General features: G+C 74.3%; 20 protein-coding genes. 11 read left to right on the forward strand and 9 right to left on the reverse strand.

What is annotated here, in order from left to right; genetic code table 11:
* Positions 1-86 precede the first annotated feature (86 nt).
* From ACF1AL_RS15840 to ACF1AL_RS15860, 5 genes are all read left to right on the forward strand, one after another.
* Complete coding sequence (locus ACF1AL_RS15840; RefSeq protein ID WP_391703746.1) at positions 87-1,331, forward strand: FAD-binding protein; 1,245 nt, start codon at positions 87-89, stop codon at positions 1,329-1,331.
* A 121-nt stretch (positions 1,332-1,452) separates the two neighbouring features.
* Positions 1,453-2,697 carry an ROK family transcriptional regulator gene (locus ACF1AL_RS15845; RefSeq protein ID WP_391779544.1) on the forward strand — a complete coding sequence of 415 codons (1,245 nt, stop codon included), beginning with the start codon at positions 1,453-1,455 and terminating at the stop codon, positions 2,695-2,697.
* A 39-nt stretch (positions 2,698-2,736) separates the two neighbouring features.
* Entirely contained in the window at positions 2,737-5,598 is a 2,862-nt protein-coding gene (locus ACF1AL_RS15850; RefSeq protein WP_391826176.1) for a glycoside hydrolase family 2 TIM barrel-domain containing protein, read from the forward strand.
* Between the two features lie 201 nt (positions 5,599-5,799).
* Positions 5,800-6,384, forward strand: a complete 585-nt coding sequence (locus tag ACF1AL_RS15855; protein ID WP_391820919.1) for a TetR/AcrR family transcriptional regulator — start codon at positions 5,800-5,802, stop codon at positions 6,382-6,384.
* Positions 6,377-7,195, forward strand: coding sequence for an alpha/beta fold hydrolase (locus ACF1AL_RS15860; RefSeq protein WP_391826178.1), 819 nt, complete (start codon positions 6,377-6,379; stop codon positions 7,193-7,195). Before ACF1AL_RS15855 ends, ACF1AL_RS15860 begins: the two co-directional genes overlap by 8 nt.
* Positions 7,196-7,216: 21 nt before the next feature.
* Here ACF1AL_RS15860 and ACF1AL_RS15865 read toward each other — a convergent pair whose 3' ends face one another.
* The 3 genes from ACF1AL_RS15865 to ACF1AL_RS15875 form a co-directional block, all read right to left on the reverse strand.
* On the reverse strand, positions 7,217-7,996 hold the full coding sequence (locus ACF1AL_RS15865) for an isocitrate lyase/phosphoenolpyruvate mutase family protein (RefSeq protein ID WP_391826180.1): 780 nt from the start codon (positions 7,994-7,996) through the stop codon (positions 7,217-7,219).
* Positions 7,993-8,475, reverse strand: a complete 483-nt coding sequence (locus tag ACF1AL_RS15870; RefSeq protein WP_391826182.1) for a hypothetical protein — start codon at positions 8,473-8,475, stop codon at positions 7,993-7,995. The genes ACF1AL_RS15865 and ACF1AL_RS15870 overlap by 4 nt, the downstream gene beginning before the upstream one ends.
* Before the next feature lie 62 nt (positions 8,476-8,537).
* The gene (locus ACF1AL_RS15875) at positions 8,538-8,912 is read right to left on the reverse strand and encodes a VOC family protein (RefSeq protein WP_391703727.1); all 375 of its coding nucleotides are present in this window, start codon (positions 8,910-8,912) and stop codon (positions 8,538-8,540) included.
* A 94-nt stretch (positions 8,913-9,006) separates the two neighbouring features.
* Here ACF1AL_RS15875 and ACF1AL_RS15880 point away from each other — a divergent pair, with 94 nt between their 5' ends.
* Positions 9,007-9,897, forward strand: coding sequence for an MBL fold metallo-hydrolase (locus ACF1AL_RS15880; protein WP_391703724.1), 891 nt, complete (start codon positions 9,007-9,009; stop codon positions 9,895-9,897).
* 12 nt (positions 9,898-9,909) lie between these two features.
* Here the strand turns inward: ACF1AL_RS15880 and ACF1AL_RS15885 are convergent, their stop codons facing one another.
* The gene (locus ACF1AL_RS15885) at positions 9,910-10,992 is read right to left on the reverse strand and encodes a rhamnogalacturonan acetylesterase (RefSeq protein ID WP_391703721.1); all 1,083 of its coding nucleotides are present in this window, start codon (positions 10,990-10,992) and stop codon (positions 9,910-9,912) included.
* Positions 10,993-11,183: 191 nt separating this feature from the next.
* Between ACF1AL_RS15885 and ACF1AL_RS15890 the strand changes: the two genes are divergently transcribed.
* A complete protein-coding gene (locus ACF1AL_RS15890; RefSeq protein ID WP_391703719.1) occupies positions 11,184-12,863 on the forward strand; it encodes a rhamnogalacturonan lyase B N-terminal domain-containing protein in 1,680 nt (559 codons plus the stop codon).
* A 3-nt stretch (positions 12,864-12,866) separates the two neighbouring features.
* Here ACF1AL_RS15890 and ACF1AL_RS15895 read toward each other — a convergent pair whose 3' ends face one another.
* Positions 12,867-13,946, reverse strand: a complete 1,080-nt coding sequence (locus ACF1AL_RS15895; RefSeq protein ID WP_391826184.1) for a family 43 glycosylhydrolase — start codon at positions 13,944-13,946, stop codon at positions 12,867-12,869.
* Positions 13,947-14,112: 166 nt separating this feature from the next.
* Between ACF1AL_RS15895 and mmuM the strand changes: the two genes are divergently transcribed.
* A complete protein-coding gene (gene mmuM, locus ACF1AL_RS15900; protein WP_391826186.1) occupies positions 14,113-15,054 on the forward strand; it encodes a homocysteine S-methyltransferase in 942 nt (313 codons plus the stop codon).
* Between the two features lie 110 nt (positions 15,055-15,164).
* On the opposite strand, the gene ACF1AL_RS15905 is transcribed toward mmuM, so the two are convergent.
* Positions 15,165-16,790, reverse strand: coding sequence for a carboxylesterase/lipase family protein (locus ACF1AL_RS15905; RefSeq protein ID WP_391826188.1), 1,626 nt, complete (start codon positions 16,788-16,790; stop codon positions 15,165-15,167).
* 313 nt (positions 16,791-17,103) lie between these two features.
* Between ACF1AL_RS15905 and ACF1AL_RS15910 the strand changes: the two genes are divergently transcribed.
* A complete protein-coding gene (locus tag ACF1AL_RS15910; protein ID WP_391826190.1) occupies positions 17,104-18,150 on the forward strand; it encodes a LacI family DNA-binding transcriptional regulator in 1,047 nt (348 codons plus the stop codon).
* Between the two features lie 95 nt (positions 18,151-18,245).
* On the opposite strand, the gene ACF1AL_RS15915 is transcribed toward ACF1AL_RS15910, so the two are convergent.
* Positions 18,246-18,401 carry a hypothetical protein gene (locus ACF1AL_RS15915; RefSeq protein WP_391662352.1) on the reverse strand — a complete coding sequence of 52 codons (156 nt, stop codon included), beginning with the start codon at positions 18,399-18,401 and terminating at the stop codon, positions 18,246-18,248.
* A gap of 197 nt (positions 18,402-18,598) precedes the next feature.
* Positions 18,599-19,531, reverse strand: a complete 933-nt coding sequence (locus ACF1AL_RS15920; protein WP_391703703.1) for an oxaloacetate decarboxylase — start codon at positions 19,529-19,531, stop codon at positions 18,599-18,601.
* Positions 19,532-19,847: 316 nt separating this feature from the next.
* On the opposite strand from ACF1AL_RS15920, the gene ACF1AL_RS15925 reads away from it, so the two are divergent.
* The gene (locus ACF1AL_RS15925; protein WP_391657962.1) at positions 19,848-20,837 is read left to right on the forward strand and encodes a teichoic acid biosynthesis protein C; all 990 of its coding nucleotides are present in this window, start codon (positions 19,848-19,850) and stop codon (positions 20,835-20,837) included.
* Positions 20,838-20,910: 73 nt separating this feature from the next.
* Here ACF1AL_RS15925 and ACF1AL_RS15930 read toward each other — a convergent pair whose 3' ends face one another.
* On the reverse strand, positions 20,911-23,406 hold the full coding sequence (locus ACF1AL_RS15930) for an ATP-dependent Clp protease ATP-binding subunit (RefSeq protein ID WP_391826192.1): 2,496 nt from the start codon (positions 23,404-23,406) through the stop codon (positions 20,911-20,913).
* Positions 23,407-23,667: 261 nt separating this feature from the next.
* Between ACF1AL_RS15930 and ACF1AL_RS15935 the strand changes: the two genes are divergently transcribed.
* Complete coding sequence (locus tag ACF1AL_RS15935) at positions 23,668-24,303, forward strand: VOC family protein (protein WP_391826194.1); 636 nt, start codon at positions 23,668-23,670, stop codon at positions 24,301-24,303.
* Positions 24,304-24,374 lie beyond the last annotated feature (71 nt).

Genomic DNA, 24,374 nt, shown 5'->3' on the forward strand with positions numbered 1-24,374 from the left:
CCGCATCCTGGGAGCCAGGTGGTTTCGGAAACAGTGGGTCCGCTTGATGGAGACAACGGAATCGGTTGATCGGGAGGGGCGCCTCGATGAGGGAGCGCGTGACGAACTGGGCGGGCAACATCACCTACACGGCCAAGGAGCTGCACCGGCCGCGCTCGCTGGACGAGCTGCGCGGGATCGTCGCCGGCAGCGACCGGGTGCGGGTGCTGGGCAGCGGGCACTCCTTCAACGCGATCGCCGACCCGGGTGCCGAGGGCGTCCTGCTGTCCCTGCAGGAGCTGCCCGCCGAGGCCGACGTCGACACGGCGGCGCGCACCGTGCGGGTGGGCGGCGGGGTGCGCTACGCCGAGCTGGCCCGCCGGGTGCACGCGCACGGGCTGGCGCTGGCCGCGATGGCCTCCCTGCCGCACATCTCGGTGGCCGGTTCGGTGGCGACCGGCACGCACGGCTCGGGCGTCGGCAACGGGCCGCTGGCCGACGCGGTACGGGAGGTGGAGATCGTCACCGCGGACGGCTCCACCGTCGTCCTGGCTCGGGGCGACGAGCGTTTCGGCGGCGCGGTCACCTCGCTCGGCGCGCTGGGCGTCGTCACCGCGCTCACCCTCGACCTGGAGCCGGCCTACGAGGTCGAGCAGCATCTGTACACCGAACTGCCGCTGGAGGGAACGGACTTCGAGACGGTCATGGCGTCGGCGTACAGCGTGAGCCTGTTCACGGACTGGCGCGCGCCGGGGTTCCGCCAGGTGTGGCGCAAGCGGCGCACCGACCAGCCGCTGCCGGACTTCCCGTGGGCGGTGCCGGCCAAGGTGGCGCTGCACCCCGTGCCGGGGATGCCGGCGGAGAACTGCACCGAGCAGTTCGGTGTGCCCGGGCCGTGGCACGAGCGGCTGCCGCACTTCCGGGCGGAGTTCACGCCGAGCAGCGGGGCGGAACTGCAGAGCGAGTACCTGCTGCCGCGCGAGCACGCCGTCGGCGCGCTGCACGCGATCGGCTCCCTGGGGGACACGGTCGCCGGCGTGCTGCAGACCTGCGAGGTGCGCACCGTCGCCGGCGACGCGCAGTGGCTCAGCCCCTCCTACGGGCGGGACACGGTCGCCGTGCACTTCACGTGGGTGGAGGACACTGCGGCCGTGCTGCCGGTGGTGCGCCGGCTGGAGGAGGTCCTGGAGCCCTTCGCGCCCCGGCCGCACTGGGGGAAGGTGTTCACCACCCCGGCGGCGGCGCTGCGCGGGCGTTACCCCCGGCTCGCCGACTTCCGCGCGCTGGCCCGGGAACTGGACGCGTCGGGGAAGTTCACCAACGCCTTCGTGGCCGAGCTGCTGGACGGCTGAACGTCCCCCCGCAATGGCCCCGGAGACTTCCACGAACCCTTTCGCCAACCGTTGTGAAAAGTCCCGGGCGCCCCTAGCCTGAGGAAGCCGGCAGGAGCCCGAGGGCGAAGGAGGCGATCCGGTGAAGCGCACCTCCCGCGACATCCGCACGGCGAACCGCTACGAGGTCCTGCGCCGGATCATCGCCTCCTCGCCCACCTCCCGGCAGGAGCTCGCGGCCGCCACCGGCCTGTCCCTCGCGACGGTCGCCACGCTCGTCGGCGAGCTGCTCGACCTGGGACTGGTCACGGAGGTCGGCTTCGCGGACTCCGCGGGTGGCCGACCCCGGGGGCTGGTCGCCGTCGACACCACCGGCGGCTTCCTGGTCGGCGTGGACCTCGCCGAGACCTACGTCCACGCCGAGCTGTTCGACCCGGGGCTGAACGTCCTGGCCCGCGCCGAGGAGCAGGTGCCGCCCGGCGAGAGCCGCCCCGAACGGCTGGCCGCCCGCGTGGCCGCCGCCGTCGGCGCGGTGATCGCCCGCGCCGGCGCCGCCGGGGACCGGGTGCTCGGCGTGGGGGTGAGCGTGCCGGGGCAGGTGGACCGGGACTCGGGCGTCGCCGAGTACGCGCCCAACTGGGACTGGCACGACGTCCCGCTGCGCGACCTGCTCGCCGAGCACATCCCGTACCCGCTGCACCTGGACAACCCGCTGCGCGCCGGCGCGGTGGCCGAGCTGTGGTTCGGCGCCGCCCGGGGCCACGACGACGCGGTGGTGGTCACCCTGGGCACCGGGGTGGGCGCCGGCCTGGTGCTGGGCGGCGCGGTGCACCGCGGGGTCAGCAACAGCGCGGGCGAGTGGGGGCACACCACGCTCGTCCTGGACGGGCGGCCCTGCCACTGCGGCAGCCGCGGCTGCGTGGAGACGTACGTCGGCGCGCCCGGCATCATGCGCCACCTGGCCGACCTCGCGCCGCACAGTCCGCTGTCGCACCCCGGGGACCAGACCGCGACCATCGACGCGCTGGCTCGGGCCGTGGCCGCGGGCGACCCGGTGGCCACCCGGGTCGTCCGGGAGACGGCCCGCTACCTCGGCGCCGCGATCGCCGACCTGGTGAACGTCCTCAACCCGGAGGTGGTCGTCCTCGGCAGCTGGGTCGCCGCGCGCCTGGGCGAGCCGCTGCTGCGGGCCGTGCGCGAGGCCGTCGCCGGGCGCGCGCTGAGACGTCCGCTCGCGGCCACCGCGATCGTCCTGTCCCCCCTGCCCACCGACCCGGTGTGCCTGGGCGCGGCCACGTTCGCCCTGGAAGGCGCGCTCCAGGACGCCGGAGCCGGCCGGGCGCGGCGCGCCGCCCCCACGAGGATCCGCACCGCGCCCCCGTCCTGACAGGGGCGGGAGCCGTCACTTCTCACCGTCTGGAGACCGATGACCGTGCCCACGACCACCATCGCGTACGTCGAGAGCGTCTCCCCCGGCGACGGGGCCCTGCCACCGCGGGCCTGGTACGCCTCCTCCGACGCCGCCCGGCTGTCGCTGAACGGCAGCTGGCGCCTGCGCCTGGCGCCGACGGCGGACGCGCACGACGACTCCTTCGCCGAGCCCGGGTACGACGCCGGGGACTGGGCCGAGGTCACCGTCCCCGGGCACTGGGTCCTGCAGGGCCACGGCGCCCCGATCTACACCAACCACCTCTACCCCTTCCCGGTCGACCCGCCCCGGGTGCCCACCGAGAACCCGACCGGCGACCACCTGCGCGTCTTCGACCTGCCGGAGGACTGGCCGGCCGACGGCGGCGCCGTGCTGCGCTTCGACGGCGTGGAGTCCTGCGCCCGGGTCTGGCTCAACGGCACCGACCTCGGCGTCTTCCAGGGCTCCCGGCTGCCGCACGAGTTCGCCGTCGGGCACCTGCTGCGGCCCGCAGGCAACGTCCTCGCCGTCCGCGTCCACCAGTGGTCGGCGGGCTCCTACCTGGAGGACCAGGACCAGTGGTGGCTGCCGGGCATCTTCCGGGACGTCACCCTGCTGCACCGGCCGCCCGGCTGCGCCGCCGACTTCTTCGTGCACGCCTCCTACGACCACGTCACCGGCGAGGGCACCCTGCTCGTCGACTCCGACGTCGACGGCCGGGTCACGGTGCCCGAACTGGGCGTGGACGTCGCCACCGGCGAGCCGGTCACCGTAGCGGTCGAGCCCTGGTCGGCGGAGACGCCGCGGCTGTACGACGGGGTGCTCGCCACCGAGGGCGAGCGGGTGGCGCTGCGCATCGGGTTCCGCACCGTCGAACTGCGCGACGGACTGATCCGGGTCAACGGCACACCGGTCCTTTTCAAGGGCGTGAACCGGCACGAGTGGCACCCGGAGAAGGGCCGCGCGCTGGATCCGCGGACCCTGCGCGAGGATGTGCTGCTGATGAAGCGTCACAACATCAACGCGGTGCGCACCTCCCACTACCCGCCTCACCCCGCCTTCCTCGACCTGTGCGACGAGCTGGGGCTGTGGGTGATCGACGAGTGCGACCTGGAGACCCACGGCTTCACCGAGCAGGAGTGGCGGGGCAACCCCGTCGACGACGACCGCTGGACCCCGGCCCTGCTGGACCGCGCGGCCCGCATGGTCGAACGGGACAAGAACCATCCGTCCGTCGTGCTGTGGTCACTGGGCAACGAGGCGGGCACCGGGCGCGGCCTGACCGCGATGGCGGAGTGGATCCGCGGCCGCGACACCTCCCGGCTGCTGCACTACGAGGGCGACCGCACCTGCCGCGACACGGACGTGTACTCGCGGATGTACGCCGCGCACGAGGAGGTCGAGCGGATCGGCCGCGGCCTGGACGGCGGCCCGCAGAAGCGGCGTTCCCTGCCCTTCATCCAGTGCGAGTACGCGCACGCCATGGGCAACGGGCCGGGCGGACTCGCCGACTACCAGCGGCTGTTCGAGACGCACGAGCGGCTCCAGGGCGGCTTCGTCTGGGAGTGGATCGACCACGGCATCGCCCACCCGGAGCTGGGATACGCCTACGGCGGCGACTTCGGCGAGGAGCTGCACGACGGGAACTTCGTCTGCGACGGGCTGCTCTTCCCCGACCGGCGGCCCTCGCCGGGCCTGGTCGAGTACAAGAAGGTGATCGCCCCGGTCGGCATCGAGGGCGACGCCGGCGGCGCCACGGTGCGGGTGACGAACAAGCAGGACTTCGCCGGCCTGTCCGCGCTGGAGTTCACCTGGTCCTACGAGGTCGACGGCGAGAGCGTCGCCCAAGGCCCGCTCGCCGTCCCGGCCCTGGCGCCCGGCGCGTCCGCCGACGTCAAGCTCCCCGAGCCGCCCGAGGCGGACCGCCCCGGCGCCGAGACCCAGTGGACGGTGCGCGCGCTGCTGGCTGCGGACACGGCGTGGGCGCCCCGGGGGCACGAGGTGGCCTGGGGCCAGTGGACGGTGTCCCGCCGGCCCGTTCCGCGCGTGGCCGCGAGCGCCCGCCCGGAGCGGGCCGGCGACCGGATCACCCTCGGTCCCGGCGTCTTCGACGCCCGCACGGGTGCCCTGCTCGCGGTCGGCGGGGTGGCCGTCGAGGGGCTGCGGCTGGACGTGTGGCGAGCGACGACCGACAACGACGACGGCGCCTCCTGGCAGGACCACGTCCGGTACGGGCCGTTGTGGCGCAAGCTCGGTCTGCACCGCATGCGCCACCGCCTCGACGCGGTGCTGACCGCCGACGACGCGCTGACCGTGCGCACCCGGGTGGCGCCGGCCGGCCGGGAGATCGGCCTGCGCACGGTGTACCGGTGGACGTCCGACGGCGACCGGCTGAGGCTGACGGTGTCGGTGGGGCCGGAGGGCGATTGGACGGTGCCGCTGCCCCGGCTCGGAATCCGTTTCGCGCTGGCCGCGGCCGACGAGGTGCGCTGGTTCGGCGGCGGGCCCGGTGAGGCGTACCCGGACACCCGGGAGGCCTCGGCGATCGGCCTGTGGCACGCCACGGTGGACGCGCTGCAGACGCCGTACGTGCGCCCGCAGGAGAACGGCGCCCGCGCCGACGTGCGCTGGGCCGAACTGGGCGGGCTGCGCATCGAGGGTGACCCGGAGTTCTGGCTGACCGCGCGGCGCTGGACGACACAGCAGCTCGACGCGGCCCGCCACCGCACCGACCTCACACCGGGCGACCGGGTGTGGGTCACGCTCGACCACGGCCAGCACGGCATCGGCTCCCAGTCCTGCGGCCCGGGCCCGCTGCCGCGGTACTTCCTGCACGCCGAGCCGGCCGAGTTCTCGTTCGTCCTCTCACCGGCCGCCTGACCCACGCCGCAGGCGCCGCCGCCGAACCGGGCGGCGGCGTCCGCGCGTGCGCTCCGGCGGCCGGCACAGGCCGTCGGTCCACCAGGTGGTGTACGCGTCAGCCGTGCCGGGACCGTGACGGCGGGCGCCGGCACCGCTTCCGGCCGGTACCCTTCCTGCACTAGGCTGCAACCTAGACCCCCTAGGAACGGAAGGTGCCGAATGGCCCGTGCCGGCCTCACCGCCGACCGTCTCGTCGCGGCCGCCGCCGAACTCGCCGACGAGGCGGGCTACGAGAACGTCACCCTCTCCGCGCTGGCGCGGCACTTCGGCGTGAAGGACGCGAGCCTGTACTCGCATGTGCGCAATCTGCGGGACCTGCGCACCCGGCTGGCCCTGCTGGCCGGCGGCGAGATGATCGACGCGATCGCCACCGCCGTGGCCGGCCGCTCCGGCAAGGACGCGCTGGCCGCGTTCGCCGGCGCCTACCGGGCCTACGCCCTCGCGCACCCGGGCCGCTACGCCGCCACCCAGATCCCCCTCGACCAGGCCCTCGTGACCGACTCCCCCGCGCTGCGCCGCACCGCGGAGATCACCTACGGCATGCTGCGCGCCTACGGCCTGCACGAGCCCGACCTGACCGACGCCGTACGCCTGCTGCGCAGCACCTTCCACGGCTACTGCGCCCTGGAGGCGGGCGGCGGCTTCGGCGCCCCCCGGGACGTGCAGCGCTCCTGGGAACGCGCGATCGACGCCCTGCACGTGGCCCTGGAGAACTGGCCCCGCGAGGAGAGCACCGATGACTGACCCGTCCTACGACGTCCACGGCAGCGGACCGGTGCTCCTGGTGCTGCCCGGAGGCGCCGGGCACCCCATGGGCCTGGAACCGCTGACCCGGCGGCTGGCCGCGCGTTTCACCGTCGTCGTGCTGGACCCGCTCGGGCTGGCCCACGGCCGACTGGGGCAGCCGGTGGCCGGACAGCGGGTGGAGGACTGGAGCGAGGCGGCCCGGCGCGTGCTCGACGCGGTCCTTCCCGCCGGCGAGTCCGCCCGCGTCCTCGGCACCAGCTCCGGCGCCATCGCCGCGCTCGACCTGCTCGCCCGCCACCCGCGGCGGCTGCGGCACGTCGTCGCCCACGAACCGCCGTGCGTGGCCGCCCTGCCCGACGGGGAGGCGCGGCACGAAGGGTTCCGCGCGGTGTACGACACCTACCGCCGCGCGGGGCTCGCCGCCGCCGGGGCCCGGCTCGCCGCGGAGCTGGAGGAGCGCCCGGCACCGGACCTGCCGCCGGGGCGACCGCCGTCCGCGCAGGAGGAGCAGGGGACGCCCATGGGGATCTTCCTCAGCCGCGTCCTGGTCCCCTTCTCCGGGTACGTGCCCCCGGCCTCGCTCCCGTCCGGCCGGCTCACGATCGCCGCCGGGACCGCCTCCCGGGGGCAGGTGCCGTACCGGACGGCCGCCGTGCTGGCCGAGCGGCACGGCTGCCGGTTCACCGAACTGCCGGGCGGGCACCTGGGCGCGGTCGAGCACCCGGAGGCGTTCGCGGACGCCGTCACCGAAGCCCTGGGCGTCACGCCCGGCGCGGGCCCGGCTCCCGCGGGTTCCGCGACGCCGTGACGCCGTGACGCCCCCGCGCGGTCAGCCGGACGGCGGCCGGGTGAGCGCCTGCACCGTGTCGTACGAGAGTGCCGTGCCCTCGGGCGTCCGCCCGGCGCGCACCCGGACCGCCGCCTCCACGGCCGCGCCCAGCGCCTGCCGGTAGAGCAGCGAGCCGAGGCTGATCCGGCGTACGCCGAGGTCGGTCAGCCGGTCGACGCTCGGGCCGCCGGGCGTGTACAGGATGTTCAGGGGCACCGACAGCTGCCGCACCAGGGCGGCGATCTCGGCGGGGTCGGCCAGGCCGGGCACGAACACCCCGTCGGCGCCCGCCTCCTGGTACCGCTCCAGGCGGCGCAGCGTCTCCGGCGGGCCGGCATCGCCGCCGCTGCCCCCGCCGGGCCAGTGCGTGTCGGTACGGGCGTTGACGAACAGACCGGGCACCGCCGCCTTGACCGCGGCGATCTTGGCGGCGTGCCGGCCGGCGGAGCCCCGCCCGTCCTCCAGGTTGATCCCGGCCACGCCCACCGCCCACAACGCCTGTGCCAGCAGGGCGACGTGTTCGGGGTCGTCGCTGAACCCGCTCTCCACGTCCACCGTCAGCAGGAACGGACCCGAGCCCAGCAGCAGGGCGAGACGGAGGGTCTCCTCGCGGGTCGCGGCGGCCGCGTCGGGCAGGCCCGCCGCCGCGGCGACACCGAGACTGGTGGTGCCGATCGCCGGGAAGCCCCGCGCGGCCAGGGCGTACGCGGAGGCGTGGTCCCAGGCGCACGGCAGCAGCAGCGGCTCGCCCGCGCGGTGCAGCGCGGCGAAGGCGGTCACGACAGGTCCCCCACCGCGTCCGCGTAGTACACCGACTCGGCCACATGGCGGGCGAGTTCGCGAAAGCTCCAGCCCTCGCCGGGAGAGTCGTCGAGCGCGGCGTCGGCGAGCGCGTCGAGGCGCACGGCCCAGATGCGGGCGAGCCGGGTGAGCCGGCTGCGGGCCTCGTCGAGGTCCTCGCGGGTGAAGGGGGCGAGGTCGGCGGGCGTGGTGACGGCGGAGGCGTGCCAGTGGTCGGGCAGCGGCGGCTCCCCGGCCGACCGGGCCTCCAACTCGGCGAGATGGTCGACGAGGTGGTCGGCGACCCGGCGGATCGCCTTGTGCGGGGTGTACACCCGGTCGTCGACGTGGACGGGCGTGCCGTCCCAGGCGGTCCAGCTCTCGGCGAGCGCGAGGACGTGGTCGACCATGGCGGTGACGGCCCGGGCAGGCGTGTCATCGTGCGTGCGGGCGGGCGTGTCTGCGGCGTGTGCGGTCATGCGGGCACGCTAGGCGCCGGACGCTTCGGCGCGGACCGAAGCGTCCTCGCACGGCGGGCCGTTCAGCCGGTGGCGGCACGCTCCGCCGCGCCGCGCTCGACGCAGAACTCGTTGCCCTCGGGATCGGCGAGGACGGCCCATCCGGTGCCGTCCGGGTTGCGGCGGTCGCCGACGAGGGTGGCGCCGAGGCCGAGCAGCCGCCGCACCTCCTCGTCGCGGGTGCGGTCCTGCGGCTGGAGGTCGAAGTGGACCCGGTTCTTGGAGGTCTTGGTCTCCGGCACGGTGACGAACAGCAGGCCGGCGCCCTCGATGAGCGCCTCGGGGTCTCCCGGCTTGTCGTCGTCGTGCAGGGGCAGGCCCAGCACCTCGGACCAGAAGAGGGCGAGCCGGTAGGCGTCGGCGCAATCGATCGTGGTGTGGCGAATGGCAGAGGTCACACCGGGATTGTCGGCGAGAGGGAGCGCGCGGACAACGCGATGACCGATCCTGCAGGGGCAACGGCGTGACCGCGGACGAGGGACGGCTGGGAGCATGGGCGACACCGGATACACCACGGCCGAGTACGGCGGGATCACCGTCCTCGTCGGCGCCGGCCGGGGCGCCTACCCGTACGGCAACTCGCTGCTGGTGCGGGGCAGCGCGGAGACCCTCGTCGTCGACCCGTCGCTGTCCCTCGTCGACGGCGCGCCCGCCGCAGACCTGGTCCTGGTCAGCCACGCGCACGAGGACCACATCGCCGGACTCGGAAGCTACGACGTCCCGGTCCACGTCCATCGGGGCGACCTCGCCGCGCTGCGCTCCCGCGAGGCGATGGTCGCCGGGCTCGGCCTGCCGCCGGACGCGGCGAAGGAGGTGGACGCGGCGTTCCGCGACCGGTTCCATGTGCGCGGACGGCCCGACGCGCTCGGCTTCGAGGACGGCACCGTGTTCGACCTCGGCGGGCGCACGGTGACCGTGGTGCACCTGCCCGGCCACACCGCGGGTCACTGCGGTTTCCTGGTGGAGCCCGACGGCTTCCTGTTCGTCGCGGACATCGACCTGACCTCGTTCGGCCCGTACTACGGCGACCCCGGCAGCAGCCTCGCCGCCTTCGAGGCGTCGATGCGCCGCTGCCGGGAGATCGACGCCCGCTGGTACGGCACGTCCCACCAGAAGGGGGTCGTCGAGGGCGCGGAGGAGTTCCGGCGCCGGCTGGACGCCTTCGCCGGCGTGGTGCGCGCCCGGGACGCGGCCCTCCTCGCGCTGCTGCGTGAGCCCCGCACCGTAGAGGAGATCGTGGAACACCGGCTGGTCTACCGGCCCCACGTGGAGGCCCCGCACGTGAGGCCGGTCGAACGCCGGACGGCGGTGCGGCACCTGGACCGCCTCCTGAACGCCGGCTTGGCCGAACGCGTGGACGAGAACCGCTTCCGCGCGACGTAGCACCCGCCCCGCTCAGCCGAGCCCGGGCGCGGTGGCCCCCTCCCCCGCCTCCCCTTCCGTGCGCACCAGCCCCGCCGGGATCAGGTGCCGGGCGACGAGCGCGTCGCGGACCAGGCCGGCGTACACCGTGGCGCCGCGCACGGAGGTGTGGGTGTTGTCCCGCTTCTCGTCGTACAGGTACAGCGCCTTGGAGCCCTCCACGCCGAGGGACTCCACCAGGGCCTTCGTCGCAGCCGTGAGGTCGACGAGCGGCACGTCCTCGGCGGCGGCGACGGAGCGGATGACGGCCGGGTGGTCGACGCCGAGGCCGTTGACGAGCAGCGCGGTGCCGTTGTTCAGGGTGCCGTCGGCGTTGAACCAGCGGCGCACGATCGGTGTCACGAGGACCGGGTCGCCGCCCCGTTCGCGCACTCCGGCGACGAGGGTCTCCAGGTTGGCGCGGTAGGTGGCCGCGTCGGTGGTCTTGTCGTTGTGGGCGAGCTGGACGAGGACCAGGTCGCCGGGGCGGATCAGCGGGCGGACGGTGGCCCACAGCCGCGGGTCCTGCAGATAGCTGACGGTGCTCTCGCCGGAGTCGGCGTGGTTGGCGACGGACAGCCCCTTGCGCAGGTACTGCGGCAGTTGCTGGCCCCATCCGGAGTAGGGGTCGCCGGGCTGGTCGCAGACCGTGGAGTCACCGATGAGCAGGATCTGGCGCGCGTGGTGCGCGGGCGTGACCCGGATGCCCGCGAGGGCGGGGGCCGCGCCGCCGACGGCCAGGTCCAGGCCGGGGCTGCCGTCGGGTCCGGTGGGCTCCCCCTCGGGGGTGCGGACGTCGACCGTGAAGCTGCGGGCGACGCGCTCGCCGGCCGGGACGGCGGTCTCCGGGAGCAGGGTGCGGCGTGTCTCGCCGGTGAGGGAGGTGCGGGAGGCGGTGTCCCCGCCGAGGAGCACCTGCACGTCGTAGGTGCCGGGCGGGACGTCGACGTGGCAGGCGGTGGCGGTGCAGTGGGCGGTGCCGGGCGCCTGGCCGGGCGCCGCCGCGTGGGCGGGGGTCCCGGTCAGCGCGGCTCCCAGGGCGGCCGCCGCCAGCGCGGCGGCATTGAAACGTCTCATGCGCGGCTCCTTGCTCGATTGCGGCCTGACCAAGCCGAGACCGTACCGCTTCGGACAAGCGCTTTCTAGCCCTTCATCACGGATCTCGCCCTTGCCAACTTCTTTCCTGCGCAAGCCCTTTCGTGAAATCGATTCAACTGTCACGCTGCCTCTCGCCCGCACGCCCACCCCCCTTCGAAGGAGGCACCCCCATGCCCGGATCCGGGAGCGGAGCAGTCCCCCGCCGTACCGTCGTCCTCGGCTCGGCGGCCGCCGCCGCAGGCGCGGCCCTCGCCGGTCCCCTGGCCGGTACCGCGTCGGCCGCGGGCTTCGGCTGGAGCGACGACGGCACGCACTACGTGGTCGACACCGGCGCCCAGCTGGTTTTCAAGGTGAGCAAGACCAACGGCGACCTGACCTCCCTGGTCTACCGGGGCACCGAGTACCAGGGCTACGGCGGCAAGAACTCCCACGTGGAGTCCGGGCTCGGCGCCTCGACGGTGACGCTGCGCCAGTCGGGCCCGACGATTCTCATCTCCGTCGCGTACGGCACGCTGCGGCACTACTACGCGGCCCGCAGCGGCGAGAACCACCTCTACCTGTGGACGCACAAGGCCGACGACTCCGTCACCGCGACCCGGTACATCCTGCGCGTGAAGGCGGGGATGTTCCTCAACGACGAGCCCGACTCCTACACCTACGCGCCGACCACGATCGAGGCCTCGGACGTGTTCCGCAAGGCCGACGGGCAGACCCGCTCCAAGCACTACGCGAGGCGGCGCGTGATCGACTACGACTGCGTGGGCTGGACGACCGGGAGCGTCGGCCTGTGGATGGTGCGCAGCAACCACGAGAAGGCGTCCGGCGGCCCGTTCTACCGCTCGCTGCTGCGCCATCAGAGCGCGGACGGCGGCGGCCTGTACGAGATCCTGTACTACGGCGAGAACCAGACCGAACCGCAGCGCTACGGTCTGCAGGGGCCCTACGTCATCGCGTTCACGGACGGCGGGACGCCCCCGGCCGCCCTGTTCCCGGGCACGCTGACCACCCCGTGGGCGGACGCGCTGGGCATCTCCGGCTACGTCCCGGCGAGCGGGCGGGGCCGGGTCGCGGGCGTGGGCATCGCGGGCCGGGACACGGCGTACCCGTACACGGTGGGGCTCGCCAACTCCGATGCCCAGTACTGGACTTCGGCGCGTGCCTCCGACGGCTGGTTCTCCCTCGGCGGGGTGCTGCCGGGAACGTACACACTCACCGTCTTCAAGAGCGAACTCGCCGTGCACACCTCGCAGGTGAGCGTGTCCGCCGGTGCGACGACCACGCTGAACACCCTCACGATCCCCGCGGGCAACGACCCGTCCGGCGCGAGCGCGATCTGGCGGATCGGCGAGTGGACCGGCACCCCGAGCGGCTTCAAGAACGCGGACCTGATGACGTACGCGCACCCGTCGGACGTGCGGGCCGCCCCTTGGACCGGCAATGTGGTGATCGGCGGCGGCGAGGAGACCTCGGGCTTCCCCTGCTATCTGTGGAAGGACGTCAACAGCGGTCTGCTGGTGTACTTCCGGCTGACCGCGGCCCAGGCCGCCGCCGCCCACACCCTGCGCATCGGCGTGACGACGGCCTACGCCGGCGGCCGGCCGCGGGTCACGGTCAACGACGTCTGGACCTCGGCCGTCCCGGCGCCGCCCGCCCAGCCGGGCACGCGGTCGCTGACCGTGGGCTCCTACCGGGGCAACAATCACACGTTCACCTACAGCGTCCCGGCGAGCGCCTGGCTGACGGATCCGAGCCGGTACAACGTGCTGCGGATCGACGTGGTGAGCGGTTCGGGGACGACCGGCTTCCTCAGCGCGGGGACGGCCGTCGACGCGATCGACCTGCTGGTGTGAGCCTCAGGCGGGCCCGTCCGCCACCGGCACCCCGAAGTCCGGGGTGCCGTCCGGCCTCCAGCCCAGCCGCTGGATCCGCGTGTGCCGGTTCGGGTCGTCCAGCGGGTCGCCGGTGATGTCCTTGTACGGCCGGGCGTGGTAGACGAGGACGTCGGTGCGGCCGTCCTCGGCGACGGTGAAGCAGTTGTGGCCGGGGCCGTACTGGCCGGTGCTGTCGTTGCTGGTGAAGACCGGAACCGGGGACTTGGTCCAGCTCGCGGGGTCCATCAGGTCGCTGCCGGCGTCGGCGGTGAGCAGTCCGACGCAGTAGTGCCGGTCGGTCGCGGACGCCGAGTAGGTGAGGAAGACCCGGCCGTGGCGTTGCAGGACGTACGGCCCCTCGTTGACCTTGTAGCCGACGCACTCCCAGTCGAACTCGGGTGTGGACAACCGCACCTGAGGGCCTTTCAGGGTCCACGGGTCGTCCATCTCGGACAGCCACAGGGCCGTGTTGTTGTCCATGCCGGGTTCGTGCTGGGCCCAGCACAGGTAGCGGGTGCCGCGGTGGGTGAAGGTGGTGGCGTCCAGGGAGAACGTCTCCCACCGGGTCGTGATCCGCCCCTTCTCCACCCAGGTGCCCTTCAGCGGGTCGGGGCTCGCGTTCTCCAGCACCCAGATGCGGATGCGCCACACGTCCTCGGCGGGCGCGGCGGCGAAGTAGACGTACCACTTGCCGCCGATGCGGTGCAGTTCCGGCGCCCAGATGTGGGCGGCCATGTCACCGGTGGGGTGGGCCCGCCAGATCACGGTCTCGGCGGCGGTGGACAGGCCGCCGAGGGTGCGGGAGCGGCGCAGGACGATCCGGTCGTACTCGGGGACGGTGGCCGTGAAGTAGTAGGTGCCGTCGGTGTGGCGGTGGATGTGCGGGTCGGCGCGCCGACGGACGAGCGGATTGCCGTACGGCGCGGGACGGCGGGGCGCGGCCTGCGCCGTGCCGGGGACGGCGGCGAGGGCGCCGGCGCCCGCGGCGAGGGCGGCGCCCTTCAGCAGGAGGCGGCGGCCGGCGGCCTGGGGGTGGTCGGGCAGGTCGTGCTCGCGGCTCATGGGACGGCCCCTCTGATCGGAACGCCGATCTGATCGATATGTCGAACGCCATCTGTGATCTCGAACGCACACAAGGTAAGGGTGACCGGCAGGGAGGTCAACGGGTGTGCCGGGCCCCGGTGGACCGCGTTTCCGCCCGCCCCGGCGCCTCGACTAGCGTCGAGTCATGACCAGCGAGAGCCCGCAGCCCCCCGCCTCCCCCGTGCCCTTCGCCGAGGCCCTGACGGCGGGGACCCTCGTCCTCGACGGCGGCATGTCCAACCAGTTGCAGGCCGCGGGGCACGATCTGAGCGACGAGCTGTGGTCGGCGCGGCTGCTCGCCGAACGGCCCGAGGCCGTCGCCGAGGCCCACCTCGCGTATGCCGAGGCGGGTGCCGACGTGGCGATCACCGCCAGCTACCAGGCCACCTTCGAGGGCTTCGCCAGGCGCGGCATCGGCCGGGCGGAGGCGGCCCGGCTGCTGGCGCTGAGCGTGGAACTGGCCCGGCAGGCGAGCGCACAGGCCCGCGAGAAGGGCGTCACCCGGCCGCTGTGGGTGGCCGCGTCGGTCGGCCCGTACGGCGCGATGCTCGCCGACGGCGCGGAGTACCGGGGCCGGTACGGGCTCACGCCGGCGGAGCTGGAGCGCTTCCACCGCCCCCGGATGGAGGCGCTGGCGGCCGCCCGGCCGGACGTGTTCGCGCTGGAGACGGTGCCCGACGCCGACGAGGGGGCGGCGCTGGTGCGGGCGGTGCGGGGGCTCGGGGTGCCAGCGTGGCTGTCGTACACGATCGACGGGGAGCGCACCCGGGCCGGGCAGCCGCTGGAGGAGGCGTTCGCGCTCGCCGCCGACGCGGACGAGGTGGTCGCGGTCGGCGTCAACTGCTGCGCCCCGCAGGACGTGTCCGCCGCCGTCCGGATCGCGGCACGCGTCACCGGCAAGCCGGTCGTGGTCTACCCCAACAGCGGCGAGACCTGGGACGCCGGGGCCCGCGCCTGGCAAGGCCGGTCCACCTTCACTCCCGAACAGGTCCTCGCCTGGCGCGACGCGGGCGCCCGGTTGATCGGCGGCTGCTGCCGGGTGGGGCCCGAGGCGATCAGCTTGATCGCCCGGACCCTGGCGGCCTGAGGCCACGCCGGACGCCTCGGCCTCCGCCGGTCACGGCCGGACCGGTGGACGCGGAAGACCACGTGCCGGCCGGACGGCACCGCCTGGGCCTCTTAGCCCCGGTGTCCGGGTCAGTGGCGGCGCAGGGCTGCCGAGCGGCGCAGGCGGCGGACGGCGGAGCGGAGTTCCACGGTGCGGGTGGCGGCCGGGGCGTCCGCTGCGGGCACCGTGTCCGGGACGACGGCCCGGGCGGCGGCGTCCAGGCGCCACAGGCCCAGTTCGCGGTCGCGCGGCCCGAGAGCGGTGTAGGGCTCGCGCACGGTGTCCGGGCGGCCCTCCTCGCGCGGGGCGGCCAACTCGCCGAAGACCCGCACCGGGTGCGCGATGTCCCACGGCTCCCACCCCGGGTCGCCGTCGGTGACGAAGCGCACCCAGGCGCGGTGCATCTGGTCGGCCAGCCGCTGCGGCCCGCCCTCGCCGGCCAGCTTGGTGGACTCCGGGACCTCGCCGGTGTCGAAGACGAAGCCCAGTTCCAGGGCGTGGCAGGCGCCGAGCCCGGGCAGCAGGGACGGCCAGGCGAACTCGTAGACGTAGGACGTGCCGGGGCGGGCGTCGGCCAGGCGGTGCAGCGGGATGCGCAGCAGATGGTCGGTGACGAGCTGGCCGACGATCTCCGCGGTTCCGGCGTCGGGGTGCAGGGCGCGGTAGCCGCGCACGACCTCGTGTCCGCAGTGGCAGCGGGCCATGGCCCCGGCGAGGGCGACCGGGCCGAGCCGGTCGACGCGCTCGACGAGGCCGCCGGGCACCAGCCACAGCCGGTACTCGTCGCGGGTCCAGCCCATCAGCAGCTCCGCGCCCGCGGCGGCGTCGCCGTCGACGAGGGCCTGCAGCGGGTCGCGGGGCACCAGGTCGCCGTCGACGACGATGCCGAACGACGGCCCGCCCAGCACCGGGCTGCTCAGCCGCCCGACCTCGGCCTGTGTGCGCAGCAGCAGCTCCGGGTCGACGGCGGCGAAGGCGTCGGCGGTGGCGGGCACCTTCAGCCGGGCCGCCATGCGGCGCACCATGCGCCGTACCTTGTCCCGGTCGAAGGCCTCCGGCGGCCCGCTCTGCAGCACGGCCCGCCGGAACAGGCCCTGGGCCTGCGGTGCGGCGATCAGCGCGCCGATGCTGATGGCCCCGGCGGACTGGCCGGCCAGGGTGATCCGGGCGGGGTCGCCGCCGAAGGCCGCGATGGCCTCGTGCACCCAGCGCAGGGCGGCGAGCTGGTCGCGCAGGCCGGGGTTGGCGGGGGCGTCCGGGAAGAGGCCGTAGCCCTCGACGCCGAGGCGGTAGTTCACCGAGACGAGGACGACGCCGTCGCGGGCGAAGGACCGGCCGTCGTAGACGGGGACGGCGGAGGAGCCGCGGGTCAGGGCGCCGCCGTGGAACCACACCAGGACGGGCAGCCGGGCCGCGGGGTCCGGGTCGGGCGTCCAGACGTTGAGGTTGAGGCAGTCGTCGCCGGGCACCACCGGGTCCGACAGGTACTTCTCGAAGGCCTCCGAGTACGGCGGTTTCGGCGGCGTCGGCCCGAAGGCACCGGCGTCGCGGACCCCGTCCCACGGCTCGGGCGGGGCGGGAGGGCGGAAACGGCGCGGCCCGACGGGGGGTGCCGCGTAGGGGATGCCGCGGAACACCGCGATGCCGCCGTCGTACCTGCCGCGTATCCGCCCGTGGGGGGTCGCGACCTCCGGGTCCGTCTGGCCTGCCGTCATGTGCCCACCAGCCCTTCACCGCGCTGCACCGGTATCACCAGAGCACCACAGCAGCGCCCGCTATTCCGTCGCTCGAGGGTCGCACTGGGCCGTTCGGCGTACGACGGGGAGGGCCGCGCCCGGGGGCGCGTCGCCGAAAGTTTCCGGCCCCGGCGGCGCCGGCCGTGCACCGGTGTCTTCACCTGGCGGGGCGGCCGACCTAGGATAGCAAGCGCTTTCTGATCGCCGGTGTCCTGTCGAAGCTTTTCGGAGGCGCCGGCAGCGCTGGTCGGACGGTCGATGGCCCTCGGGCGGGCCGGAGAGGTGGTTCCCGATGGTCCGTACGGGAGGGGCGAGCGTGGCGGCCGGGCCGACCCTGGCGGTGGTCGCGCGCGAGGCCGGGGTCTCGGTGCCGACCGCGTCCAAGGTGGTCAACGGGCGGGAGGACGTGGCGCCGGAGACCCGCCGCCGGGTCACCGAGGCCCTGGACCGGCTCGGCTATGTCCGCCGGCCCCGGTTCGACGCGCTGCGGCCGCCGCGGCTGGTCGACCTCGTCCTGCACTCGCTGGAGAGCTCCTGGTCGGGCGCCGTCCTGCACGGCGTGGAGCAGGCCGCCCACGACGCCGGCCTGGACGTGGTGGTCTCCGCCGACCCGGACCGCGGCCACCCCGGCCGGCCGCACCGGGGCTGGCTGGACCGGCTCGCCGCGCGTGGGACGGCCGGCGTGCTGTTCAGCCTGGCCGAGCTGACGGAACCGCAGTACGCGTGGCTGCGCCGGCGCCGCGTCCCGTTCGTGATGATCGACCCGGTGGCGGAACCGCCGCCGGGCGTGGTGTCGGTGGGCGCGGCGAACTGGCAGGGCGGGGTCACGGCGACGGAGCACCTGCTGGCCCTCGGCCACGAACGGATCGCCGTCCTCGCCGGGCAGCGGCGCGCGGTGTGCGGTAGCGCGCGGGTGGCGGGCTACCGCTCGGCGCTGTCGGCGGCGGGGGTGCGGCCGCGCCCGGAGTACGTCCGCCACGCCGGTCTCGACGCGACGGCGGCCCGGCGCCGTATGCGGGAACTGCTGGCGCTGCCCGAACCGCCGACCGCCGTGTTCGTCTGCTCCGACCGGCTGGCGCTCGGGGTGTACGAGGCGCTGGCCGAGCAGGGGCTGCGGGTGCCGGACGACGTCAGCGTCGTCGGCTTCGGTGACCTGCCCGAGGCCCGGTGGAGCACACCGGCTCTGACGACGGTGCGCCAGCCCCTGGCCGAGATGGCGGCGACGGCCCTGGGCCTGCTGCTGCGGATGATGGACGGCGACCCCCCGGAGAGCACCCGCACGGAACTGTCGACCCGCCTGGTGCGGCGGGCGAGCACGGCGCCACCGGGGGCGGGGTGAGCGGCCACGGGTACGGCCGGGCACCGCTCGGGTGCCCGGCCGTCGGGGTGGCGTGCCGTGTCACGGCGCGCCCCTCGCCTCGCCCGCGCGGCCGGTCAGCGCCCGCCGGCCGGTCCGGTCGCGTCGAGCAGGGCGTGCATCAGGTCCACGGCGCTGCCGTCGTGGTCGCTGCCCGCCGTGCCGCTGCCCGTCTGGAGGTTGGCGGTGCGGTCCACCTCCAGGACGGAGTCCGCCCGGGAGTTGTCGATCACGGTGATCAGGCTCCCGTTCGCCACCGCGGGGGCCGCCGAGGCGCTCAGCAGAGCCGCGGTGAGCGCCGCCGCCGTACGCAGCCGTGCAGCGGCGGGCCGTGCAGCGGCGGGGCGTGCTGCCGGCCGTGGCGCGGCGTGCCGTTCGGCGGTCGGCCGTGGCACGGCGTGCCGTTCAGCGGCGGCCGACCGTGCTCCGCTCATGCCGGCACGCCCTCGGCCTCGGCCCCGGCCCCGACGCTCGCCCCCGCCTGCGCGGACGCGTCCCGCTCACCGGCGGAGCCGGGGGCGGGCGTGCGCAGACGGGCGATGTTGCGTTCCAGCAGGCGGGTCGCCGCGGCGACGCCCACGCCGCCGGTGGCGTCGACCTCGGGGAGCCGGCCGTCCGCCTCCTTGAGCCCGGCGAGCGCGGAGTCCATCGCCTCGTGCGCGGCGAACAGGCACGGCGTGGAGTAGATGGCGACGTCCACACCCAGGCCGGACAGCTCGCTCAGCGACAGCCGGGGCGACTTGCCGCCCGCGATCTGGTTGAACAGCAGCGGTTTGCCGCCGACCACCTCGCGGATCCGGCGGATCCACTCCACGCTGCGCACCCCGTCGACGAGGACCACGTCCGCGTCGGTGGCCGCGAGCCGCTCGGCGCGGTGCAGGATGTCGTCCTCGTCGGTGGCGTCGGTGCGGGCCACCACGACCAGGTCGCGGCGCGTCTTGAGCACCTGCTCCAGCTTGTCGAGGTACTCCTCCAGCGGCAGCACCTGCTTGCCGTCGGCGTGCCCGCAGCGGCGGGGCCGCTTCTGGTCCTCCAGGATGACCCCGGAGGCGCCGATCCGCTCCAGCCCCTCGACGACGTGGCAGGCGACCTCGGGGTCGACGTAGCCGTCGTCGATGTCGACGAGCAGGTGGTGGTGCGGGAAGGCGCCCCGCAGCCGCTGGACGAAGGCCACCATGTCCGGCCAGGCGATGAAGCCGATGTCGGGCAGGCCGTAGTAGGACGCGGCGAAGCCGAACCCGGAGACGAACATCCCGTCGTAGTGCCGGGCGGCGATCGAGGCCGAGTACATGTCGTACACGCCGATCAGCGGGGTCGTCCCGGGTGCGGCGATCTGCTCGCGCAGCTTGTTCCCGTAAGTCAACGTTCAGCTCCTTGAGTGGGGTTGAACACATGCGCCCGAAGGGCCGCCGCGTGGGACCACGGAAGCCCTTTACCAAGACAAAAGGATCTCTATACCCGCAGTGGACCGTCTTGTTGGGAGCGCTTTGCTCACCCCAATGGAGCAAAGTGTTCACCGGAGAAACGTCACTGAACGGCCATCCGCGGACAGGTGGGACCGCGGGATCCCCCGAGTGGGCGAGGCCGCCGTTCGTGGCATACAGTCACGGCTCCCCGCCACTCCGGCCGGAGGCGTCACCCGGGGATCTCTGTGACATCCCGTCGGAACAAGGAGACACATGTCCCGTACCGCTGGCTGGAGCCGCCGTTCCGTGCTGCGCGCCGGATCCGGACTGGGCCTCGCGGCCCTCGGCCTGGGCGCCGCCGCCTTCCCCGCCTCGGCCACCGTCCCCGCTACGCAGCGCTTCGACCTGACGCAGCCGTCGTACGACCTCTTCCGCGACAGGACGCTGCACGACGACACCGTGCAGCAGGGCTTCGCGTTCGACAACGTCAACCGGCGGCTGTTCGTGGCGCAGCGGCGCAACGGCACCTCGGACACGGCCGGCGACCTGTGCATCACCCAGCTCGACTTCGCGGGCAACTACGTCGGCTACATGCACCTGACCGGCTTCGGGCACGGTGTCGCCTTCGGCGCGCAGGGCGTGGGCGGCGACACCTACCTGTGGACCGAGGTCGACTCCGTCAACGGGTACGGCCAGCGGCTCGCCCGGTTCAAGTTCACCAGCGGCACCACGCTGTCGAACACGTCCTCGGCGCTGACCAAGTTCACGCCGGTGGCCGCCGCCACGCAGCACACCTGCTCCATCGACCCGGTGAACAACCGGCTGATCGTCCGTCACCAGCTGTCCGACGGCAAGCACATAGCCGTCTACGACCTGGACGCCGCCACCCGGGGCGACTTCTCCGCCCCGCTGGCCGACTTCAAGCAGCCGGCGCTGCCCACCCTGTCGCCCACCTTCCAGGGCTACACCGCCTACGGCCAGTACCTGTACGTCCTGACCGGCGACAGCTACGACGTCAACGGCAAGGACGCGAGCGGCAACTGGATCGTCAACTCCGAGGTCACCAGCATCGACATGAACACCGGCGCGATCGCGCAGGGCCCGGTGCTGACGAAGGCCGGCTCCACCCTGGACTTCCGTGAGCCGGAGGGCCTGGCCATCTACCAGACCGTCGCCGGCGAGGTGCGCCTCTTCCTCGGCTTCGCCTCGGGCGTCTCGGGCGACCGCCGGTCCAACCTGTTCTACAAGAACGCACTGGTCTGACCCACCGGGTCCGGCGGCTCACCCGCGGTGGCCGCCGGACCCGGGAGCCGCGCCTCGCCCCGGCGCCCGCCGCTCAGGCCGCGTGCGCGGGACGCTCCACCCGGCACACCAGGGCGTCGTTCACGACGTCGGCGACGATCGTGTCCCCGGGGTCGGCCTCGTCGGCCAGCAGCAACGAGGCGATGCGGTTGTCGAGTTCGGCCTGGATGGTGCGGCGCAGCGGGCGGGCGCCGAACTCCGGCTGGTGGCCGTGCGCGACGAGCAGCTGCTTCGCCGCGTCGGTCACCTCCAGCTCCAGCCCCTGGGCGCGCACCCGGCGCCGGCTGGCGTCCAGCAGGAGTTCCACGATCCGGTCGAGGTCGGCCTCGGTGAGGGCGTGGAAGACGACGATGTCGTCGATGCGGTTGAGGAACTCCGGCAGGAACCGGCCGCGCAGGTCCTGCATCAGCTCGTCCTTGATGGCGCCGACGTCGCCGTGGTGGGCGAGGATGCGCTGGGCGCCGATGTTGGACGTCATCACGACGACCGTGTTGCGGAAGTCGACCGTGCGGCCCTGGGCGTCGGTGAGCCGCCCGTCGTCGAGCACCTGCAACAGCGTGTTGAAGACGTCCGGGTGGGCCTTCTCCACCTCGTCGAAGAGCAGCACGCTGTACGGCTGGCGGCGCACCTTCTCGGTGAGCTGGCCGGCCTCCTCGTGGCCGACGTATCCGGGCGGGGCGCCCACCAGCCGGGAGACGGTGTGCTTCTCCTGGAACTCGCTCATGTCGAAGCGCACCAGCCGGTTCTCGTCGCCGAAGAGCAACTCGGCGAGCGCCTTGGCCAGTTCGGTCTTGCCGACGCCGGTCGGGCCGAGGAAGAGGAAGGAGCCGACGGGCCGGTTCGGGTCTCCCATGCCGGCCCGGTTGCGGCGCACCGCCTGCGCGATCGCGGTGACCGCCTCGTCCTGGCCGACGACCCGGGAGTGCAGGGCGTCCTCCAGTTTCAGCAGGCGCTCCTTCTCGGTCTCGGTCAGCTGGGCCACCGGGATGCCGGTGCGGCGGGAGAGGACCTCGGCGATGTCGCCGGCGGTGACCTCCATGACGCCCTCACGCCGTTCGGCCACCCCGGCGATCTCCGTCTCCACCTCGGTGATGCGGTCCTTGATCTCGGCCGCCTTCTCGAAGTCCTCGGCAGCGACGGCCTGGTCCTTCTCCCGGTTCAGCTTGGCCAGCCGGTCCTCCCGCTCGACGACCTCGGTGGACTTGCCCAGCGAGCGCAGCCGCACCCGCGCCCCGGCCTGGTCGAGCAGGTCGATGGCCTTGTCCGGCAGGAAGCGGTCGGTGACGTACCGGTCGGACAGCTCGGCGGCGGCGACGAGGGCGTCGTCGGTGTAGCGGACCTGGTGGTGGGCCTCGTAGGAGTCGCGCAGGCCCTCCAGGATCTGCACGGTCTCCTCGACGCTCGGCTCGGGCACCATCACCGGCTGGAAGCGGCGCTCCAGCGCGGCGTCCTTCTCCACGTGGCGCCGGTACTCGTCGAGGGTGGTGGCACCGACGACGTGCAGCTCGCCGCGGGCGAGGGCGGGCTTGAGGATGTTGCCCGCGTCCATCGAGCCCTCGCCGGTGGCGCCGGCGCCGACGACGGTGTGCATCTCGTCGATGAACAGGATCGTCGACTCGGAGGCGGCCTTGACCTCGTCGATGACGTTCTTCAGCCGCTCCTCGAACTGCCCGCGGTACTGGGCACCCGCGACCACCCCGGTCAGGTCGAGCGCGACGACCCGCTTGTCCTTCAGCGTCTGCGGCACGTCGCCTGCGACGATGCGCTGCGCGAGGCCCTCCACGATCGCGGTCTTGCCGACGCCGGGCTCGCCGATGAGCACGGGGTTGTTCTTCGAGCGGCGGGAGAGGATCTCCACGGTCTGCTCGATCTCCTCGGCGCGGCCGACGACCGGGTCGAGCCGGCCCGCCTTGGCCTCCTCGGTGAGGTCGCGGCCGTACTCGTCGAGGGTGGGCGTCGCGCTCGGCTCGCGGCCCTCGGGCCGTTCGGGGCGTGCGGCGGTCTCGGCGGCCCGGCGCAGCCCGTCGAGTTCGGCGCCCGAGCCGGTGAGCAGCCGGGTGGCCGCGGCGTCGGGCGTGTCCAGCAGGGCACCGAGGATGTGCTCCGGGCCGATGTACGACACGCCGGTCGCCTGGGAGCGGGCGTGGGCGCGCAGCAGCACCCGCTTGGCGGCCGGGGTCAGTCCGGGCCGCGCCGCCGGGGTGCCGCTCTCGCCGGGCAGCGCGGCGGCGACCTGCTTCGCCAGGCCGTCGGGGTCGATGCCGGCCTGGGCGAGCAGGCCGCGGGCCGGTTCGACCTGGGTGCAGGCCCACAGCAAGTGCTCGGTGTCCAGGTCGGCGCTGCCGTCCTCGGCGGCCTTGCGGGTGGCCCGGTTGAGCAGGTCCTGCGCGGACTCGGTCAGCAGCCGCCCGATCGGCACGCGCTGAACCTGCGGCGGTGAGGCGCCCGGCGACATGCCGAAGAACCGGTTGAGGATCTCCGAGAACGGGTCCTGGCCGCCGAAGGAGGAACCGAGGGGGGACATCGTCATGATCGCCGTCCGGAACGTGGAGGGTCAGGGGCCAAGCACTGCGCACGTCGGGGTGGGCGGGGTCCGCCGGCGCGCACGGCCGGGCCGGTCGTCGTCCTCTCGGTGGACCGCACCGTCCTCCAGTGGAACAACAGCGTGGCGCCCCCGCAACGCGAGCACCGTCCGCCGCCCGGCCGCCTGAGCACGCGGCTGCCCGGCAACACCGGTGGGGCGCGGGAAGGGCGTCGACCGGTCCGGGGGCGGCGCGTAGGCTCGGCCGGGATGAGCGCGATTCCCGCATTCCTGGACCACCTCGTCCTCGCCACGCCCGAACTGGACGCCACGGTCGCCGAGTTCACCCGGCGCACCGGCGTGGCCCCGGCGCCGGGCGGGGCGCACGTGGGGCTCGGCACCCGCAACCACCTGGTGGGGCTGGGCGGCCGCCGCTATCTGGAGATCATCGGGCCGGACCCGGAGCAGGCCGGGTACACCGGCCCGCGCCCCTTCGGCGTCGACCGGCTCACCGCGCCCCGGACGGTCACCTGGGCCGTCGCCCCGCCCGACCTGGACGCGGCCGTGGCGAGCGCCCGCAGCCGCGGGTACGACCCCGGCCCGCCGCGGCCGATGAGCCGGCGCCGGCCGGACGGCACGCTGCTGAGCTGGCGGCTGACCGACGGGCCCGACGCCCACCCCTCCGGTCTGGTGCCGTTCCTCATCGACTGGGGCACGACCGTCCACCCCACCGACTCCGGCCTGCCGGTCGTCCCGCTGCTGCGGGTGACGGCCACGGCGCCGGACCCGGACGCGCTGCGCCCGCTGCTCGCCGCGCTCGGCACGGACCTGGACCTGGCCGAGGGCCCGGTGGGGATGTCGTTCACGGTGGAGGCGGCGCACGGACCGGTGACCTTCGGGACGTGAGGCGCGGGCGTGAGGCACGGGCGTCCGGCGCGCTGTCCGATTCGTTCAAGACGGCCGGCCGCGGCGGCTCC

This window comes from Streptomyces sp. NPDC014801, from assembly GCF_043082085.1.
Lineage (GTDB): Bacteria > Actinomycetota > Actinomycetes > Streptomycetales > Streptomycetaceae > Streptomyces.